The sequence below is a fragment of the Carboxylicivirga longa genome (genome assembly GCF_050589825.1).
Classification (GTDB): domain Bacteria; phylum Bacteroidota; class Bacteroidia; order Bacteroidales; family Marinilabiliaceae; genus Carboxylicivirga; species Carboxylicivirga longa.
On record NZ_JBNGOZ010000001.1, the window covers coordinates 273,318 to 292,704 of the forward strand.

The 19,387-nt window shown below is 41.6% G+C and carries 12 protein-coding genes; 5 read left to right on the forward strand and 7 right to left on the reverse strand.

Going from position 1 to position 19,387, the window contains the following annotated elements; translation table 11 throughout:
* Positions 1–3 precede the first annotated feature (3 nt).
* The 5 genes from galB (at position 4) to ACRD7A_RS01155 (ending at position 9,509) form a co-directional block, all read left to right on the forward strand.
* Entirely contained in the window at positions 4–2,469 is a 2,466-nt protein-coding gene (gene galB / locus ACRD7A_RS01135; protein ID WP_430809499.1) for a beta-galactosidase GalB, read from the forward strand.
* 90 nt (positions 2,470–2,559) lie between these two features.
* A complete protein-coding gene (locus ACRD7A_RS01140; protein WP_430809500.1) occupies positions 2,560–4,014 on the forward strand; it encodes an arylsulfatase in 1,455 nt (484 codons plus the stop codon).
* A 28-nt stretch (positions 4,015–4,042) separates the two neighbouring features.
* Positions 4,043–5,488, forward strand: coding sequence for a sulfatase (locus tag ACRD7A_RS01145; protein WP_430809501.1), 1,446 nt, complete (start codon positions 4,043–4,045; stop codon positions 5,486–5,488).
* Between the two features lie 11 nt (positions 5,489–5,499).
* Positions 5,500–7,932, forward strand: a complete 2,433-nt coding sequence (locus ACRD7A_RS01150) for a glycoside hydrolase family 2 TIM barrel-domain containing protein (RefSeq protein WP_430809502.1) — start codon at positions 5,500–5,502, stop codon at positions 7,930–7,932.
* Between the two features lie 20 nt (positions 7,933–7,952).
* Entirely contained in the window at positions 7,953–9,509 is a 1,557-nt protein-coding gene (locus ACRD7A_RS01155; RefSeq protein WP_430809503.1) for a sulfatase family protein, read from the forward strand.
* Positions 9,510–10,070: 561 nt separating this feature from the next.
* Here ACRD7A_RS01155 and ACRD7A_RS01160 read toward each other — a convergent pair.
* From ACRD7A_RS01160 to ACRD7A_RS01190, 7 genes are read right to left on the reverse strand one after another with little or no spacing between them, the layout of a single operon-like run.
* Positions 10,071–10,826 (reverse strand): LytR/AlgR family response regulator transcription factor, encoded by a 756-nt coding sequence (locus tag ACRD7A_RS01160; RefSeq protein WP_430809504.1) that lies wholly within the window; start codon positions 10,824–10,826, stop codon positions 10,071–10,073.
* Between the two features lie 3 nt (positions 10,827–10,829).
* Complete coding sequence (locus ACRD7A_RS01165; RefSeq protein WP_430809505.1) at positions 10,830–11,843, reverse strand: sensor histidine kinase; 1,014 nt, start codon at positions 11,841–11,843, stop codon at positions 10,830–10,832.
* 24 nt (positions 11,844–11,867) lie between these two features.
* Complete coding sequence (locus ACRD7A_RS01170; protein WP_430809506.1) at positions 11,868–13,145, reverse strand: outer membrane protein assembly factor BamB family protein; 1,278 nt, start codon at positions 13,143–13,145, stop codon at positions 11,868–11,870.
* 13 nt (positions 13,146–13,158) lie between these two features.
* Positions 13,159–14,430 carry a glycosyltransferase family 4 protein gene (locus tag ACRD7A_RS01175; protein WP_430809507.1) on the reverse strand — a complete coding sequence of 424 codons (1,272 nt, stop codon included), beginning with the start codon at positions 14,428–14,430 and terminating at the stop codon, positions 13,159–13,161.
* A 1-nt stretch (position 14,431) separates the two neighbouring features.
* Positions 14,432–17,554, reverse strand: a complete 3,123-nt coding sequence (locus tag ACRD7A_RS01180; RefSeq protein WP_430809508.1) for an ABC transporter permease — start codon at positions 17,552–17,554, stop codon at positions 14,432–14,434.
* Positions 17,551–18,219, reverse strand: a complete 669-nt coding sequence (locus tag ACRD7A_RS01185) for an ABC transporter ATP-binding protein (RefSeq protein WP_430809509.1) — start codon at positions 18,217–18,219, stop codon at positions 17,551–17,553. Before ACRD7A_RS01185 ends, ACRD7A_RS01180 begins: the two co-directional genes overlap by 4 nt.
* A 4-nt stretch (positions 18,220–18,223) precedes the next feature.
* Complete coding sequence (locus ACRD7A_RS01190; RefSeq protein WP_430809510.1) at positions 18,224–19,381, reverse strand: outer membrane protein assembly factor BamB family protein; 1,158 nt, start codon at positions 19,379–19,381, stop codon at positions 18,224–18,226.
* Positions 19,382–19,387: the final 6 nt, after the last annotated feature.

Here is a 19,387-nt window from a genome sequence, read left to right on the forward strand (position 1 = left end):
AAGATGAGATATACGATAAGTTTTATAGTTCTTTTTTTAATCGTTTTTTCTAGTCATGGGCTTGAGAAAAGAGAACGAATTCCATTTAATCAGAATTGGCGCTTCTGTATAGGTGAAACAGGTAAAGAAAGTTCGATTGAGTTTAATGATGATGGTTGGCGAGTCTTGAGCTTGCCTCATGATTGGGCGATTGAAGGACCCTTTAGTGAAGAGCACAATGCCCGTACGGGTGGTTTGCCGGTATCAGGAACGGCATGGTATCGAAAGCGCTTTTCGTTAGATAAATCGTATCAGGGTAAAATCGTCAACTTGGAGTTTGATGGTGTGATGAGTAATGCAGAGGTCTATATTAATGGCCATCGTGTGGCCTACAGACCCTATGGTTACATCGGTTTTGAGGCTGATTTAACCCCTTATCTCAAATATGGTCATGATAATGTGGTGGCTGTAAAAGTAGCCCCAGAAGAACAATCTTCCCGATGGTATCCTGGTGCTGGTATTTATCGTAATGTGTGGATGGAGATTAAAAATCCGGTGCATGTTGCCCATTGGGGTACCTATATCACGACGCCAACAGTGTCTTCTAAATCTGCTCTTGTAAAAGTATCAACAACTATCTGCAGGACAACTGATAAGACAGGTAACTACCGTCTTCTATCGCAGATTATGGATCACAAAGGGACAATTGTAGCTACAGCTGAGTCTGATTTGAAATTGGATTCGGAGCAAATCATAGTAGAGCAGGAAATTGAAATACAATCACCACAATTGTGGGAACAGGACAATCCACATTTATATCAGCTAAAGTCAATCATAATAAGAGATGGAACCACAGTTGATACCTACAACTCAACGTTTGGGGTACGTACCATTGAATATTCTAAAACGGAAGGTTTCTTACTTAATGGTCGTCAGGTACGGTTTCAAGGCGTTTGCCTACACCATGATTTAGGACCGCTTGGAGCGGCAGTCAACTATCGGGCTACGCAACGTCAATTGGAGATTATGAAAGAGATGGGTGTTAATGCCATCCGCACCAGCCATAACCCGCCTTCACCCGAACAGCTGGAACTATGTGATAAAATGGGCATCCTGGTTCAGATTGAGGCCTTTGACTGTTGGAAAGCACCAAAGACTGCAAACGGCTATCACAAATATTGGGACGAATGGCATGAGCGAGACTTACGTGATATGATTAAGCGTGATAGAAATCATCCTTCAGTGGTCATGTATAGCATTGGTAATGAAATTGTAGAACAACGATTGGGACATGGAGGTAAAGTGGCCAGTTCATTAACAGCTATTTGTCATGATGAAGACCCAACCAGGCCGGTAACGGCTGGATTTAATATGTATCCGGCTTGCGTGAAGAATGGCCTCGCCGAAGCCATTGACTTGGTTGGATTTAATTATAAACCAACACAGTATGATAATCTGCTGGCCGAACACCCCGATTGGATTGTTTACGGCTCTGAAACTTCTTCGTGTGTGAGTTCAAGAGGGGTTTATCATTTGCCGTTGGAAAATTACGACAAACACGAATCGTTGCAGGTTAGCAGTTATGATATTATTAGTCCGCCATGGGCTTATCCTCCAGATTTTGAGTTTGATGCCCAACAAACCATGACGCGCTCATTAGGGGAGTTTGTTTGGACGGGATTTGATTATCTGGGCGAACCAACGCCTTATAACGGACAGGATAACCATACCCATGGGAAGTGGACAGGAGACTGGCCTTCCAGAAGCTCCTACTTTGGTATCGTTGACTTATGTGGTTTTCCGAAAGACCGTTTTTACCTTTATCAAAGTGTTTGGACTGACAAACCAATGGTACACATCCTGCCGCATTGGAATTGGGAGGACTCACCTCATGATACCATTCCGGTATTTTGCTATACCAATTGTGATGAAGCAGAATTATTTCTCAATGGAAAATCACTTGGTAAAAAGGTAATGGGAAAAGACAAGACAACCATTCCATCTGTATTTAATTGGTGGAAAAAGCCCCAGACAACCTGGGATTCTCCTTACCGAATAAATTGGAATGTGAAGTATGAGCCGGGTGAATTGAAAGTAATAGCTTATAATAATGGAGAAGTAGCGGCAAGTAAGACCATTGTTACTGCATCAGAGCCGGCACAAATAAATTTATTGCCTGACAGAAAGATTATCGAAGCTGATGGTTATGATTTATCGTTTATTACCGTTCGCATTGAAGATAAACAAGGGAATTTCTGCCCTATGGCTGATAATCTAATACATTTTGATATTAAAGGGCCTGCTACTATTGCCGCTGTTGGTAATGGTAATGCTGCCACTACAGAACCTTTTCAGGCTCACTATCGCAAAGCGTTTAATGGTTTATGTATGTTAATCATCAAAAGTGAAAAGGGTAAAGCTGGTAAGGTAAGTATAAAAGCTTACGCCGATAACCTTAATACGGGCAAAATAAAGATTATTACTAATTAGATAGAGATTATTAAAGCTTCTTGTCTTTCCTTTTGCATCTGTCGGAAACTGTGAGAGGAAAGACAAAAGAGGCTAACTAAATACGGAAATATGAAAACCATAAATAGATTATTTTTTTTGTTGGTTATTTTAGCTGGCTTCTCATCTTGCAACTCCTCAAAGGATGCAACAAATAGCATACAGCCTAATATTATATATATCCTGGCTGATGATTTAGGTTATGGCGATGTAGGTTTTAATGGTCAGTCAAAATTCCAAACACCTAATATTGATAAGTTAGCTGCGAATGGAATGGTGTTTACTCAGCATTATTCGGGTTCAACAGTTTGTGCCCCTTCTCGTTCTGCACTTTTAACCGGACAACACACTGGCCATACTGCTATTAGAGGTAACAAGGAAGTCCGACCTGAAGGACAGTATCCATTGCCCGACAGTACTTACACCATGGCAGAGATGTTACAGGAAGCCGGTTATAAAACGGGTGTATTTGGAAAATGGGGGCTTGGATATCCAGGGTCTGAGGGCGACCCGAATAAGCAGGGTTTCAACGAATTTTATGGTTATAACTGCCAGCGATTAGCGCACCATTACTACCCTTATCATTTATGGCATAATCAGACAAAGGTTATACTAGAGGGTAACAAAGGCGCTGAGCAAAATGACTACGCGGCTGAACTGATTCATGATAAAGCCATGCATTTTATAGAAACCAACAAAGATGATGCGTTTTTTATGTACTATGCCTCGCCAATACCGCATGCAGAGCTGTTAATGCCACAGGAAAACATTGATGCCTTTAAAGGGAAATTATTACCTGAAAAGCAATATAAAGGAACTGATGAGGGTGAAAACTATCGTCAGGGACCATATGGTTCGCAGAAAGATTGCCATGCAACGTTTGCAGCTATGGTGACGCTATTGGATCAGCAGGTTGGTGAAATAGTGAATAAACTGAATGCTTTTGGTATTGCTGATAATACGATTATCATATTCACATCTGATAACGGCCCTCACCAGGAAGGTGGTGCCGATCCCGATTATTTTAACAGCAATGCCCAATTCAAAGGATATAAACGTGATTTATACGAGGGTGGTATTCATGTGCCAATGATAGCACAATGGCCTGGTAAAATCAAACCCGGAAGTACAACAGAGCATATCTCTGCATTTTGGGATGTGATGCCCACCATTGCCGATATGATTGGAATGGATCTACAGGGAGACATAGATGGCATATCATTTTTGCCAACGCTGTTTGGTATGTCGAATCAAAAGAAACATGACTATTTGTATTGGGAGTTTCATGAAAAAGGAGGACGCATAGCCATCCGTAAGGACAATTGGAAAGCTGTTAAATATAATGTCCTAAAACAACCTGAGAAATCAATCGAGTTATATGATTTAAGCACCGACCCGGGTGAAACTAAAAATATTGCTTCAGATTATCCTGAAATTGTTATTGAGATGAATCGAATTATGCGAGAAGCAAGAACAGAGTCTGAGGTTTATCAGTTTGCAGCTCCAACCTACTTAAATGTGGATTAATATGCGTGGCTCAATAAAAATACAAAAAATGAAGTGGCTCTCTGGGATAATCATTTTTTTATCTTTATTCCTGATTGCCTGTCAATCATCATATGACAAAACATCACCCAATGTGATTATGATATTGGTAGATGATATGGGGTGGACTGATTTAGCATGTTACGGTAGCGATTACCATCAAACACCCAATATAGACCAATTGGCATCCGAAGGTACTTTATTCACCAATTCGTATAGCTCTTGTAATGTATGTTCACCAACAAGAGCGGCACTAATGACAGGAAAGAATCCTGCGCGTTTGCATTTGACCGATTGGATTGAAGGGCATAAATATCCTTGGGCCAAATTAAAAGTGCCTGAGTGGAAAATGTATTTGGATGCAAAAGAATACACTTTGGCTGAAGCTTTTAAGGATGCCGGGTATTATACGGCTCATATTGGCAAATGGCATTTGGGTGAAACAGAAAAGGATTGGCCAGAACACCATGGTTTTGATGTTAATATTGCTGGTTGGTCAAAAGGTGCACCCAATAGAAATGCGAAAAATGGTTCAAAAGGCTATTTCTCTCCTTATGGTAATCCTCGCCTTAATGATGGCGAAGAAGGTGAGTATTTGACAGAACGCCTCACTGATCAGGTTTGTAAAGTGATTCAAGAACAAAAGAATAAACCTTTCTTTATTAATTTCTGGCTATACAATGTGCATATGCCTTTACAGGCAAAAGAAAACAAAATTCAGAAGTATGTAGCTTTAAGTGATAGCGCTAAAAACCATTATAATCCCAAATATGCTGCTATGGTGGAACATTCTGATGATGCTGTCGGCAAGGTAGTTGCCCAATTAAAAGAAAGTGGTTTATTTGAAAATACCATCATTTTGTTGGCCTCCGATAATGGTGGCTTAATTGGTAAAGGGAAGCGTAAAATCACAAGTAATGCACCTTTGCGCCATGGTAAAGGAGGTATATACGAAGGAGGTATTCGAATACCGACCATTTTATATGCGCCAACAATTAATAAAGCTAATGACATAATTCACGAGCCGGTTATTACAGAGGACTATTATCCTACACTATTCGAATTGGCAGGCATTCATTTAGCTGATAAGAATGTGGCATTGGATGGTCAAAGTTGGCTGCCGCTGCTGGAAGGAGAGCAAACACTTAAGCGTGATGCTATACATTGGCACTATCCTCATTACCATCAGGAAGGAGCAGTGCCACATAGTGCCATTCGACAAGGAAAATGGAAGCTTATAGAAAACTTGGAAACTAATAGCTTTGAATTATACAATTTAGAAGAAGACCTGGGTGAGAAGAATGATTTACATCGTCAATATCCAGATATCCTTTCTGAGTTAAAAAATAATCTGGACATATGGCGAAAAGATGTGAATGCACAAATGCCAAAAAATAATCCCGAGTTTGAACCAATTAAGGAGCGAAAGAAAAACAAACGAATTGTTAACGACTAATCGATATATCTATGAAATACTATATGTTACTGGCATTTATTATGCTTATAACCTCAACAGCATGCACCAATAATAACAATGTTGAGGTTCGGACAAGGGAATCACTGGACCTAAATTGGCACTTTATTCAGGAAGATATTCAAAACGCTGAGCAAGTTTCCTTTGATGATAGCCAATGGCGTCAGTTAAATGTACCGCACGACTGGAGTATTGAAGGTGAGTACAATGAAAATAACCCGGCAGGTATTGCCGGTGCATTCTTACCCACCGGTATTGGTTGGTATAGAAAGCAATTAGTCATTGAAGACTTAAAACCGGATGAAAAATATTTTGTAGAGTTCGACGGTGTTTACATGAATAGCGATGTTTGGATTAACGGACATCATCTGGGGAATAGGCCTTATGGATACATCAGTTTTAGCTACGATTTAACACCCTTCCTCAATGAAGGAACTAATGTAATAGCAGTGCGTGTTGATCACTCTAAAGCACCCAGTGGCAGATGGTATACTGGCTCTGGCATTTATCGTCATGTATGGCTCACAAAAACAAAGAACATCTATGTTCCGCAATGGGGAACAGCTGTGACCACTCCTCACGTGAGCTCTCAGAAAGCAAATGTCAATTTACAGATTCAGTTAAACAATGAAACAGACGATAAAACTTCTGTATTAGTGAATAGCTTTATTAAAGATGCTGATGGTAAAACAGTAGCCAAAGCCGAAAGCGAAATAAAGATAGATGCGCAAGCTGAATTAACTCAAAGCTTTGAGGTAGAAGAACCCTTGTTATGGTCTCCTGAACAACCAAATATGTACAGTATTGAAACAACTCTGATTGTTAACGGAGAAAAAATGGATCAATATACTACACCATTGGGCATTCGTTCCATAGAGCTAAAAGGCAGTAAGGGCTTCCTTTTGAATGATAAAGCTATCAAATTCAAAGGTTTAAGTAATCACCACGATGCAGGTCCGGTTGGTGCTGCTGTGCCAGATGATGTTTTATACCGCCGTTTGAAGATGCTAAAAGAAATGGGTTGTAATGCCTTACGAACAACTCACAATCCGTTCTCCCCGGAATTCTATACCATGTGTGACACCATGGGCTTTATGGTGATGGATGAGGCGTTTGACGGATGGTGGAAACCTAAAGCCAAACATGATTATGGCAATTATTTTGCGGAATGGTGGAAACGCGACCTGACTGACTTCATGAAACGCGATCGTAATCATCCATCTGTTGTAATCTGGAGTATTGGTAATGAAGTGCATGGTTTCACTGCTGCTGAACAAAAGGAGATTGTTGGCTTTGCTAGAGCAATTGATAACACAAGGCCTATCACACAAGGTCGTGGTTATATGGCTCCTCATATCGATATTGCTGGCTTTAACGGCCATGGAGAGTTTAAAGGAAGTTTGGCAAAGTATAACAAGAACCATCCGCAGAAAGCCATTATCGGTACGGAGATAACACATACACTTCAAACAAGAGGCGTTTACCGCACAAAAACGTGGTATCGTACAAAAGATAATCCTGCCCCTTGGGAGAAACCCGAACAATTTGCCAAGATGGAGCACAAAGTCTATAAAATTGATGATTTATCAGAACAAGAAGTTTTTACCGGTATTACGCCAAGGTACCAGTCTTCTTATGACAATTCGATTGTACGCATTGGAGTTCGCCACGAATGGAACAGGGTTGAGGAAAGAGACTATTACCTGGGGAATTTTCGATGGACTGGTTTCGATTACCTGGGTGAATCATTTAATTGGCCGGCGCGTACAGCTAATTTTGGCATAATTGACTTGGCTGGTTTCCCTAAAGACCATTATTACCTATACCAAAGTTTGTGGAGTGATAAACCTATGGTACATTTATTACCGCACTGGACGCATCCTGACAAGGAAAATGTGGAAATTCCAGTAGTAGTTTATACTAATTGTGAGTCAGCCGAACTTTTTCTAAATGGTCAGTCTTTAGGTGAAAAGAAAATAGGTAAAGAAAGACAGTTGGTATGGTTAGTACCGTATCAAGATGGGAAACTTACAGTCATTGCAAAAACTAACGGTGTTGAAATGGCTGAAAAACAGTATATCACAGCAGGAGAACCAACCGGTATAAACATTGTTGCTGATAGAACCCAGATAAAAAGCAATAATAGAGATGTCGTGCATTGCGAAATTACGGTTGTTGACGAACAAGGTACCATGGTACCCCACGCGAATGACCTAATTGAGTTTGAGGTGAAGGGGCCAGCTCAAATTATCGGTGTCGAAAATGGTGATATTCTGGATTTATCACCTCATAAAGTCAGCCAGCGCAAAGCATTTAATGGCAAATGCCTCTTAATGATTCAAGCCACTGGTGAAAGCGGTCAGATTGAGGTTACGGCAAAGGCAGAGACCTTAACGAGTAGTAAAAAAATAGTTTTATCCGAGTAATTATTATAAATAGATATTTCATGTTACGATATGCACATGCATTTATAGCAATCCTTCTCAGCATAGTAATAGGATTAACGGCTTGCAATAACAAGCAAGGCAAGCAAAATAAACAAAAAGCCAAATCACCAAATATTGTTGTCATTTACTTAGATGACTTAGGTTATGGCGATTTAAGTTCGTATGGAGCAACAGAATTGCAAACCCCAAATATTGATGCCTTAGCCTCAGGTGGTGTGAAATTTACCAATGGCTACGCTTCATCGGCCACATGTACACCGAGTAGATATGCCCTGTTAACAGGTTTTTACCCATGGAAAAATAAGCAAGCTAAGATTCTTCCTGGAACAGCACCATTAATTATAGATACAGCCCAGGTTACTTTAGCGAAGATGCTGAAAAAGCAAGGCTATCAAACAGCATTAGTTGGCAAATGGCATTTAGGCCTTGGCACAGGTCATGTTGATTGGAATAAGACTGTTTCGCCAGGTCCTAATGAAGTAGGATTTGATTATGCCTATTACATGGCTGCCACACAGGATCGTGTGCCAACTGTATATTTAAAAGATGGATTGGTGGAAGGCCTCGATGCTAATGACCCGATTGAGATAGATTATAAAAATAACTTTGAGGGGCAGCCAACTGGTAAAGATAACCCTGAACTTTGTGAGATGATGTGGCATCATGGTCATAACTCAACAATTGTAAATGGTGTGCCTCGTATTGGTTACATGAAAGGTGGTGAAGCAGCTAAATGGAACGATATTGATATGGCCGATCACTTTTTAGTCAAGGCACAAGAATATGTCAAGTCACAGAAGGATAAACCTTTCTTCTTGTATTATGCCATGCAGCAACCACATGTGCCGCGTACACCTCACCCTCGATTTGTTGGCAAATCAGGTATGGGGCCTCGAGGTGATGTCATTCTGGAGGCAGATTGGTGTGTTGGAGAATTCATTAAAACTTTGGAGGAAGAAGGCATTTTAGATAATACATTAATTGTATTCTCAAGTGATAACGGACCTGTTTTGAACGACGGATACTATGATGATGCAGTAGAAAAACTAGGGAATCATACTCCGGCAGGTCAATTGCGTGGTGGAAAGTACAGTTTGTTTGAAGCTGGGACAAGAGTTCCGTTTATCACCTATTGGAAAGGTACTATTCAACCCGGTATTTCTGATGCATTGGTTTGCCAGATGGATTTATTAGCTTCATTAGCTAAGTTGGTTGGCACAAACGAATCATCAACAGACAGTGAGGAACTGCTGGATGTATTCTTAGGTAAAAGTACTAATGGTCGTGAGTCTCTTGTTATAGAAGCGACTACCCGCACCGCATTACGCCATGGCGATTGGATTATGATTCCACCTTATAAGGGCCCTGCAAAAAACAAGTTGGTAAATATTGAACTGGGTAATGCTCAAAACTTTCAACTATATAACCTAAAAGAAGATATTGGGCAGCAGAACAATCTGGCCAAAAGCAATCCAGAGAAACTACAAGAATTACTGGACATCTTTAATACTACCAGAGGGGATTATTCGCAAATAACGAAAATGGAATTGAAGTAGATATAGCTTATGGCATGGCTAGTTATTTTAAATGTTAGTTCAGTTATTTAAAACTTAATAAGGGTGGAGGGAAGGCTTAATTATTCATTAGATTCCCTCCATTTTATATACTCCTTTCTATTTAAATAGATATGTCCTTTTGGTTATTTCTTATAAAACAGAATAGTGTTAGTTAGAAAGAGTAGTATAAACAATGGCAATTAAGGAAAATGTCTCATAAAACCTAGGTTTTGATATATAACCGGTTAAATTAACACAGGTGATAATCCATTCAGAAATTCTTAAATTATCATTTACAATTTTTACAACTTTTCATTTAGCTGTTTTAAGTATTAAACTGACTTCTCTTAGTGAGAAAAAGCGTTGTAAATACCCTTCGGTTTTTCTAAAATTGCCAAAGTATTTAATGTAGGTGTAAAATAGCTCCGTAAGGCAGTAATAATAGTGTTTGTAGTGAATACCACAGATTTATATTCTTTACGCAATATTTACAACGTAAACTCTGTAACTATCTAATATTAAGCACATAGAAAATTATGTATCGGAAAGTAACTTTAAAAACTAGATAAGCTGGGTAAACCAACTCTTAAACTCAGCCGACTTATTTTTACTTACAAAAATTTTTTCCGGTGTCTCAATATTAAGTTGCACCTGCAGGCGGTTATCATAGCGGATCAGCATTTCTTTAATACTGTCGCGTGACAGAATGTATTGTTTGTTGGCCCTTATGAAGTCCTTGGGATTAAGGTTGTGAAGAATCTGTTCCAAAGTTTTTGAATATGGGTAATGCATACCATTCTTCAGGTAGATTTCGGTTACCTTATCTGTGGTATAAAAGCAACTTACTTCATTAATATCAATCGGAATCAGCTTGTTTTCATCGCGGATCAGCATCTTTGCAATGTAAGTATTAGATGGTGTAAGCTCCTGTTGATTGCTCAGGTACTTGAGTTCATCACCGGGGCTTAATTTTTTAAACTTTTCAATGGCACCTGCAAGCTCTACGACCTTTATGGGCTTCAGCAGGTAATCAATACTATTCACTTTAAACGCGTCAATGGCATAAGCATCATAGGCAGTAGTAAAGATGATGGGTATCTCAATGGTAATGTGTTGGAAAATGGTAAATGCATTGCCGTCCGACAAGTGAATATCCATCATAATCAATTCAGGTGTTTCATTGGTGCTTAGCCAGTTGATGGTTTGCCGGATGCTTTCTGTATTGCCAATAATTTTAATAGATGAATCAATGCTTTTCAGTATCGTGGCCAGGTTTTCAAAGGCCACGGTTTCATCTTCTACAATTAATACTTTCATCCTTTACTGCTTTAAGGGTAAAATTACAATAAATGTATGACCGTCATTCATTACCCTTATTTTTTTATTCATCATGATCTGAAAGCGGTTTTCCAGATTTTTGAGCCCGGTGCCGTTGGTATTATCCGGTGAGAGTTTAGGGAATATTGGATTATGAATCTCCAGTTCGTTGTTTTCGTTTAGTCTGATTAATACTACCATTTTGTGTTCGCTGTCAATCGTATTGTGAGCAACCACATTATCGATTAGCGGCAAAATAGATAAGCTTGGTAGTTTTAAACTTCTTTGGTTTTCTTCAATGTCTATTTGAAAATCCAGCTTATTGGCAAAGCGTACTTCCATTAAATAGCGGAATGAAGCCACGAATTCCAGTTCTTCTCCCAAGCTTACAAGTCCTTTATTTTCACTGTTTAATATGTACCGGAATATGTCTGAGAGCTTATTCACGAACTCAATTGTTTTTTCATCATTCCCTTTGCGCACAAGGGCCGTGACACTATTTAGTGAGTTAAAGAAAAAATGCGGATTAATCTGATTGGATAAGGCGCTGCATCGGCTTTCCAGGTTCTCGATTTTCAATTGTTCGATCTCTTGTTCTTTTTGGCGCTGATCTTTATACATGTGATAAACATGGCCAATGAAGGCAGCCATCAGGCATATGAAAAAGAACTGGAAAATAAGGATGCTTCCGAAGCAATCCACAAAGGTGCAATAAGCATAAGAAATGAGCACATAAGCAAGATAGGCAAGCGCGCAAATGGCCATGTTTAGCATTAAGCGTCTTCCAAATATGGAGGTAGGTATCTTTTTCAGGTTAATATGAAAGAGAATCCCAGCCAAAATTGTAAAAAATACAAAGCGAATAATGGCGAAATTGATATGCTTGACACGTTCAATGCCCTCCAGATAACTCAGCTTCCAGGGAAGCTGGGTAAAGTTGGGATAGGTGATAAGCAGTGCCCCAAGCAGACTGATCAGGATGAGTTTATAGGGATTGTATTTTTGAAAAAAGTTCATAGTTGAAAGACGCTTAATGTATATTTATTGACGGATTGAATAAGCCATCAGGGCGTTGCCGTGACGAATATATAAAATACCGTTGTTAATTACCGGATGCGCCCAAAAAGGGCCTTCACCTTGGGTGATTCTGAATTCACTAATCACATCAAATTTTTCTGGAGAGGCAGGTACTAAGCCCACATAGCCCCTTTTTTCATCATAACAGTAAAGCATATTATCAGCTGCTATAATAGAACCCTTTCCTTTTCCTTCCCACGGCGTTTCGTATTGGGTTTCACCGGTATTCCAATCTATCGCAACCCAGTTACCTTTTGAGTTATTGAGCCAGTTTGAACCGTAAATAGTGCCATCCACCAACACGTAGCCGCCGTGATGTGTATCTAAATCCGAGTTCTTCCATAGTTTGCTTACTGATTTTCCATCATCGGCCAATTGCAACATATATGAATTGAGGTTATAACCATTGCAGAAGAATATTTTACCGTCTTTAAAAAGCGGGGTGTTGCATGAAATTTTATCCCCGTTTTTAAAGGCAAAATCTTCACCCCAATTGCTAAATGCCCATTGTATTTCACCGGTTTCAGGCTGAACACCAAATATGCTTTCACCCCCAATACCTATTATTTGCCTTATTCCATTGTGCTCGATCAAAAGAGGAGAAACATAGCTACTTAATTCACCTAAAGATTGGCTCTTCCAAATCAATGCCCCATCTTTTGCATTTAAGGCCACCATGGTTGTTTGGTCTCCTCCCGGACAAAAAATTACCTTGTTATCAAAAACCAAGGGAGCTTCAGAAGTACCCCATGAGCCTGTTTTTACTTCAAATTGTGCTTTTCCATCAACCGTCCAGTCGATATCCCCTTTTTTAAGGTCGATGCATACCACTTCACCTTGGCCACTGATTACATAGGCCTTTTTATTCACAACGGTAGGTGTTGTTCTGGTGTCCGGGTACGATTTGTTCCAGGCATTTCCGTATTCGATGGAGTAGATCTTTTCACCTTTAAGTGTATAGGCCGAGAAGATTTCCTTTGTTTCATCTTCATTCATTCCGGTGAGGTACAAGCGATCTTCCACAATTACCGGGGAAGACCATCCTTTGCCGGCATCCAGTGTTTCCCATAGTAATTCGGGGCCTTCAGCTGCCCACTCTTTTAATAATTCGGTATCCGGATAGGTGCCATCACGGTTAGGACCGCGCCAGCCGTGTTGGTTTTGTGCCACTGCAGGTTGCAAGGCCAAATAGCAAGCTATAAATGCTATCAGCTTGAATTTTAGTTTGTTCATTGTTTTCATAGTGTCTGCGTTGTTAGTCATTATTAATGGTTTGTTTGTAGATTTCCTGTAGTTGGGCGGCCAGTACCTCATGGTTGTATACCTGACTGGCTCTCTCTTTTGCTTTTGATGTAGTTTCCTTGTAGAGAATCTGATTATTAAGGAGTTTTTCCAGTGCCTCGGCCAGTTTATCTGGTGTGTTGGGTTGGTATAAAAGGCCTGCATCTCCAATGATTTCCGGAAAGGAGCCGGTGGAAGGAGCCACGGCAGGTACACCCGATGCGAAGGCTTCGCACAGATATAAGCCCACACCTTCCTCAAAAGTGAGGGGCACGGAAATGACCGAGATGGAGCTGTAAAACGCGGAATGGTGAGTCATCGAATAATCATCCTGGAATTCCACGTCGCTCATCACCGGTGCCAGAATTTGCCTTACTTCCTTCACAAATTGCTTGTCATGATCTGTGTATCCGCCGCCTATTTTAAGTTTGAGGTCGGGAATGGTGTTTTTCTTTTTCAGGTTTACGAAAGCCCTGGCCAGAATATGGAGTCCGTTGTCTTTGTTCAGGCGGTAATAATATCCGATTACTTTAGTTCCGTGTGCTTCCGATTCTGTGTAATTACTGAGGTTAACACCCGGGTACACTACTTCAATATCTATGGCATTTGGTAACCTTTCTTCTGCTATTTTCTTATAGAATTTACTGGTAGTTACCAAGCGATCTACGTAGCGAAGGTTCTCATTAATGCTGTTCCAGGCCCGGCGGGCATACTTTTCTTTCATACTGTCAATCCATACCTCCTCATCCTGCAACGAGCACACCACCGGCGTATCCATTTTGTTTTTTATCGCTTTGGCTATACCAATGAGTAAGGAGCTTGACAAATGGATAATATCCGGTTTTTCATCCTGGCTTAACCAGGCAAGCAGGCGTTTTACTTCTTTCTGAAACACCGGGTCATCGCCATGTATCATCGATAGGGTCATGCCCTCCATACCTTTGGCAGAAGTGGTGCCCGACAGGGAAGAAGCCATCTTAAGCATGGAATCTGATGCTGTGAATCGCTCCAGCCACTTCGGCATGGTGATGCGTTTGAATAATTTCTGTGCCAGGTAATAGCTTGTAGCCGGAAAGAAGATCGGACTTTTCGTATGAAAAGCATGTTTATTCAGGGGCAGGTACAGTGGAACAATAATCACCTCATGTCCCTGTTTTTGCAAGGCGGAGGCTTGCAGATTATCGCGCATGCAATTGCCGCAATAAAACGAATCACCAACTCCTGGAATAATAAAGACAACCTTCATTTTACTTATAATTTCGTTGAACTTCAAGTTTAACCACACGGCTTATAAAAAGAAGTGTAAAAAGCATGAATAAACCTGTCAGAATCAGGGCGGTGATCCAGACTGATAAGCTGACATGGACGTAATTGGTGCCAATGCTGATCACGGCACTGATCAATCCGGTTACAATAGCATAAAGGGGCACCGGAATATTTTCACGGAATAGTATGCCTTCCGTTTTTTGTTTACTGAAACCCAACCGGGCATACATCTCAATTTCGTGCTGCCGTACATTCAGGTTTTTACGGATAACAATCACGAAGCCCATGATACCAATGAGCAGACCGATTCCGCCTAATGTCATGAAAATCGTCAGATAAGTATCGGTAACTGTATTAAATTGAGCCAGCCTTTCGTGGGTTGTGTTAATCCTTATTCCATACTCGTACATAGCCTGCGACAGGATTGTTTTTGTTTCACTAATTGCATCCTGCTTTGTGTTTAACAGGAAGACTTCACTTCCGGTAATATCCGGCCATATCTGAGAAAAGAGGGCTTTGTCCATCAAAACATGTCCCTGAAAGATGGTATTGGGCAAGGTGCCCACAAGTTGAGCGGCCACTTTCTGACCCTTATTACTCGTGTAGTATAAGGTATCGCCCAGGTTTTTCACCAGGCTCCATTGCAGTACAGTGGCATCCACCAATAGGGGGTATACATTATTTTTTGCTTGTTGTAAGTATTTTAGCAGTCCGTCCTTATCCACTTCATAGATGTTATCAGTAAGGCCAAGCTCACTTTCAAACAGCTGATGCATATCTACACCCAATACCGTGGGGGTACTCACCTTATTAAGGTTCAGGCAGCTGGCTTCATCCGCCTTGTATCGAAGGCATTGAAGAACTTGCGGGTTACCGGATAATCCTAATAAATTCAGTTTTTCTTTGCCCTCTACCGTATTCATGTTATGGTACACCGGGATAGTGCTCTCGCACCATAAATCATAGCCTCCGGTAGCCTGCGTAAGCTTCGACGAATTGTTAAAATCCTGCCGGTTTAAGCCTACAGAGAATACAATGAATATACCGGTGGCCAGCGAAAGGTACGATAGCACAGCCTGCTTTTTATTGGCCAACAGCGAACGCCAGGTCAGGTTCTTCAGTTTAATTCCCTTCCTTGTTACGCCACCTCTTTTACATACTTGATATTCGCCCCACAATGCAAAAGTAAGCATCAGCATGACACCGGTGAGGGTGAAGAGTGCTATAGAACTAATGAAGAACAGGTTGTAAACGGCAATGATTATAGTTAGTGTAGTGTTTGCGATCAACAGTGTTTTTTTCATCAGGAGGGATGAAGGCCTGGATTTGACTGAAGGCACTTTCTTCTTCAGGTGTCTGGAAATAACACGATGTAGCACAAGCAGGGAAGCGACAATGCCCACCACAAAGGCCATTACGAGGGTAAACACATTTGAATATACCGAAAGGCCACTCGTATGTGTTGCACCCGACCAAAATGTATTTAAAAGCCAGATGATGAGCGTGGTATATAATAAGCCTGTGACAACGCCGGTGATTGACGCAAAAACGGTCACCGGAGCTGATTCCATCCATAACAGGTGGCTGATGCGTTTAGTGGTGTAGCCAAGTGCTTTTAATAATTCAAGTTCCGCTTTTCGCTTGTAAATCATTTCAGACAGTGGCACAATCATAAGCAGAATAGCCCCCAGAATAATGAAAAAGCCCAGGGCTAAGAATAAGCCGGCAAAATCAACCCCGTTATTTGCCGCATACATCCCGGAGGCTCTCGGATGAACTACCTGCACGCCAAACAAGGAGGCATTCAATGCTGATAGAACTGGCTTTTCTCCGGTAATGCGAACGCCCGTGGCATAGCCGTAGTTGTTGCCCCATAAATGTTCTACAGCCTCATAAGGTAAAATGGCTTTGGATGTAGAATGGTACAGCTCCCAATATTTTTCATCCTCTTCGGTGATCAGATCCATGTTAATGGGCAGGTCGCTGTCCCATGATGTGCAGGATTCCACATCTGAAATGCCGGGAAAGTTAGCGCTTAATGTGCTATCCTGTAACAGGCTTTCAAGGGGTACTATTTGCTTGACCTTTAAAAGTAAGGAATCATTCACCAGTGTTTTAAAATCCGTGGAAGTAAAAAAGCTAATAGATACCTTATCGCCCACCTCTGCGTTTAATCGTTTTGCCGAATAATCCGATAAAATCACTTCATCAGACAGTAACTTTTGTCCCTGATATTTATCCATGGCTGTGACAAAAGAGTAGGGGATGGATTGCGATTCCAGGCTGATGGAGTTACTCAGGTAGGAATAAATCCGGTTTATTTCGGGATTGGTCTGGCCAAGTACTTTTAGTACCTCGTATTGTAAAAACACCCGGTCTGAAATTAATTCGGAATATCCGTTTTTGGTGTGTACAGAAAGTCCTGATAGCGCATAGTGCCAGGCACTATTGATTTCCTCCGCTTCGATTATTCTGTCCGTCATAATCAGGTTGACCTTTCCGGGCACTTCCATTGTTTTTGCTAATTCATGGCGGTTTACAAAGATATTCAGGGGGAGCTGCTGCTCATTGAGCAAGCTGACATTTCCACCCGATTTAGCTTCCAGAATGCCCTGATGCTCCAGTCTCAGACTTGTAGTATATGTTTCAGTTACAAACAAAGCGCCCGAAGGCACAAGACCTGTTGCCGGCAAGCGTAGCACGATGGATTCGTTTTGCGTCAGCTTCAGCTCATCTGCTAAGGCCGGGTTAATCATTGCCTGACCTTTACTCAGATTCAGGTCATCCACTCCCCATACCATGACTGGAATGAGGCTTCCGTTTCGCGCGATAAAGCCATTGCTTAAAAGGATACCCCTGGCGGAAGACTTAAATACTGGGTCTTTAATAAAGGATTCTTCCAGGTAACTATTATGGGCAAAGATGACTGTTTCCGTATCACCCAGTCGTTCAGAAACCTGATTTAGCAGACTGCTGCGCACCGAATCGCCAATCACCAGGCTTCCGGCAATCACGGCCACAGATATGAGCACGGCCAAACCCACCAGTTTAAAATAAGGGGCAAAGAAACGGATGTTCTTTTTTATGAGGTCGCTGGTTTTCAATTTAGTATCCCATTTTTAAGTGTTACAGTTTTTTTCGCCGCCTTGGCCACTTCTTCGGAATGTGTTACCATAAGGATGGTGGTATTCAACCTTTGGTTAATCTCAGAAAGTAAGGCTACTATGTTAAGGGCATTTTCCATATCCAGCTGTCCGGTGGGCTCGTCGGCCAGCAGAATAGCCGGTTTCATAACTAAGGCACGGCAAAGTGCCACGCGGCTGGATTCGCCGCCCGAAAGCTGAGCCGGGTATTGATTGGCCACCTGTTCAATTCGTGTGATTTTCATCAGTGTATGGGCATAATCCATATAGGATTGCGGTGCTTGGGAATGATAGGCCAACACGGGCAACAGTATATTCTCAAGTGCCGAATATTGGGGCAGTAGGCGATGATCCTGAAACATAAAGCCGATCTTTTCGTTGCGCAGTTTATGCAGGTTGGTGTGGGTGTTGATCTCCGCACCATCCAGTAGGTATGAGCCTTTTTCGGCCATCAGCAGGGTGCCCAAAATAGAAAGCAGCGTCGTTTTGCCGGAGCCGGAAGCACCTTTTACTGCTATGAAATCACCTTTGTTTACTTCCAGGTTCACGCCTTTCAGAACCTCATTAAGATTATTGTCACCGTCCGGATAGCTTTTGTATATCTTATTTAACTTTAATATGCTCATTGTGTTACGGTATTTTTTGTTGTGTACCAAAGCAGAAAAGCGTGCCTTTGGTGGTTAATATCATAAAATGATCGGATATTACGGCGGGAGAAGCCACAATCTGCTCGCCTGTGTCATATTCCCAAAGGAGTTCACCTGTTTTATTGTCCAGGATTGATACAAGTCCATCTTTGGTGCACACAATTAGTTTGTTGCGGCAAACCACCGGGGCACTGTCGCCCACATTGCCTTTCAGCATATACCTGAAATTGGTTTTACCTGTTTCCCGATCGATGGATAAGAGGTGACGATCGCCGGCGTACACATAAACACTTTTGTAACTCACCGCAGGAATGGACACAAAGGATTCGTTATCGGTCTCGGGTTCTCTGATTTTTTTGGATCCTTGGATCATGCCCTCCGATAGTATAATCTCATAAACATTGCCAGTATAGTCGCCCACATAAGCGTATTTACCCATGATGGCCGGCGAGGAGGGAAGGTAGGCATCCAGCAGCAGGGAATCGCTGGGGACTCCCGTTTGGCAATTGATAATGCGCAACCAGGCATCACAGCCCCCAAACAGCACATGCTTGCCTTTGATTGCAGCCGCGCCGTTAATGTAATAGCCCGATTCAATTTTACTGATGAGTTGGCCATTCTCGTGATCCAGACAGTAAAAATAATTGTCGTAGCTGCCAAAGCAAATACTTGCCTTATTTTTAAATCGTGCCATGTTGGGCGAGGCAGAGATCTGGCCCAGTGTTTCAAAGTTCCATACCGTGTCTTTATCAGCCAATGACAGCGCTGTTAAGTAGCCGTCAATACGACCGATGTACAAGATGGAATCGTGAATCATTGGGGTGGCCTCCACCGCAGTATTCAGGTTATAGGAGAAGCTCAGTTTGCCGTTAATATCCACTCCGTTGATTTGTCCTTTACGGTCGCACCAGTAGGTAGTGCCATTATCAATTACCGGAGATGAAACGGTTCGTTTGCCCCCCTTGTATGTCCACAGTAAAACAGGTTTTTCCGGTAAGTATTTCTCCACATACCCATTCAATCGAGGATTAGCTCTGAAGAGTTTCCAGTTCAGGTCATCCACCGATGCCTCACCATCGGATTGGTGCTTGCAGGCGACGAAAGTCATCAGGATTAATCCAATACAGATTAAACGGTTCATATTACT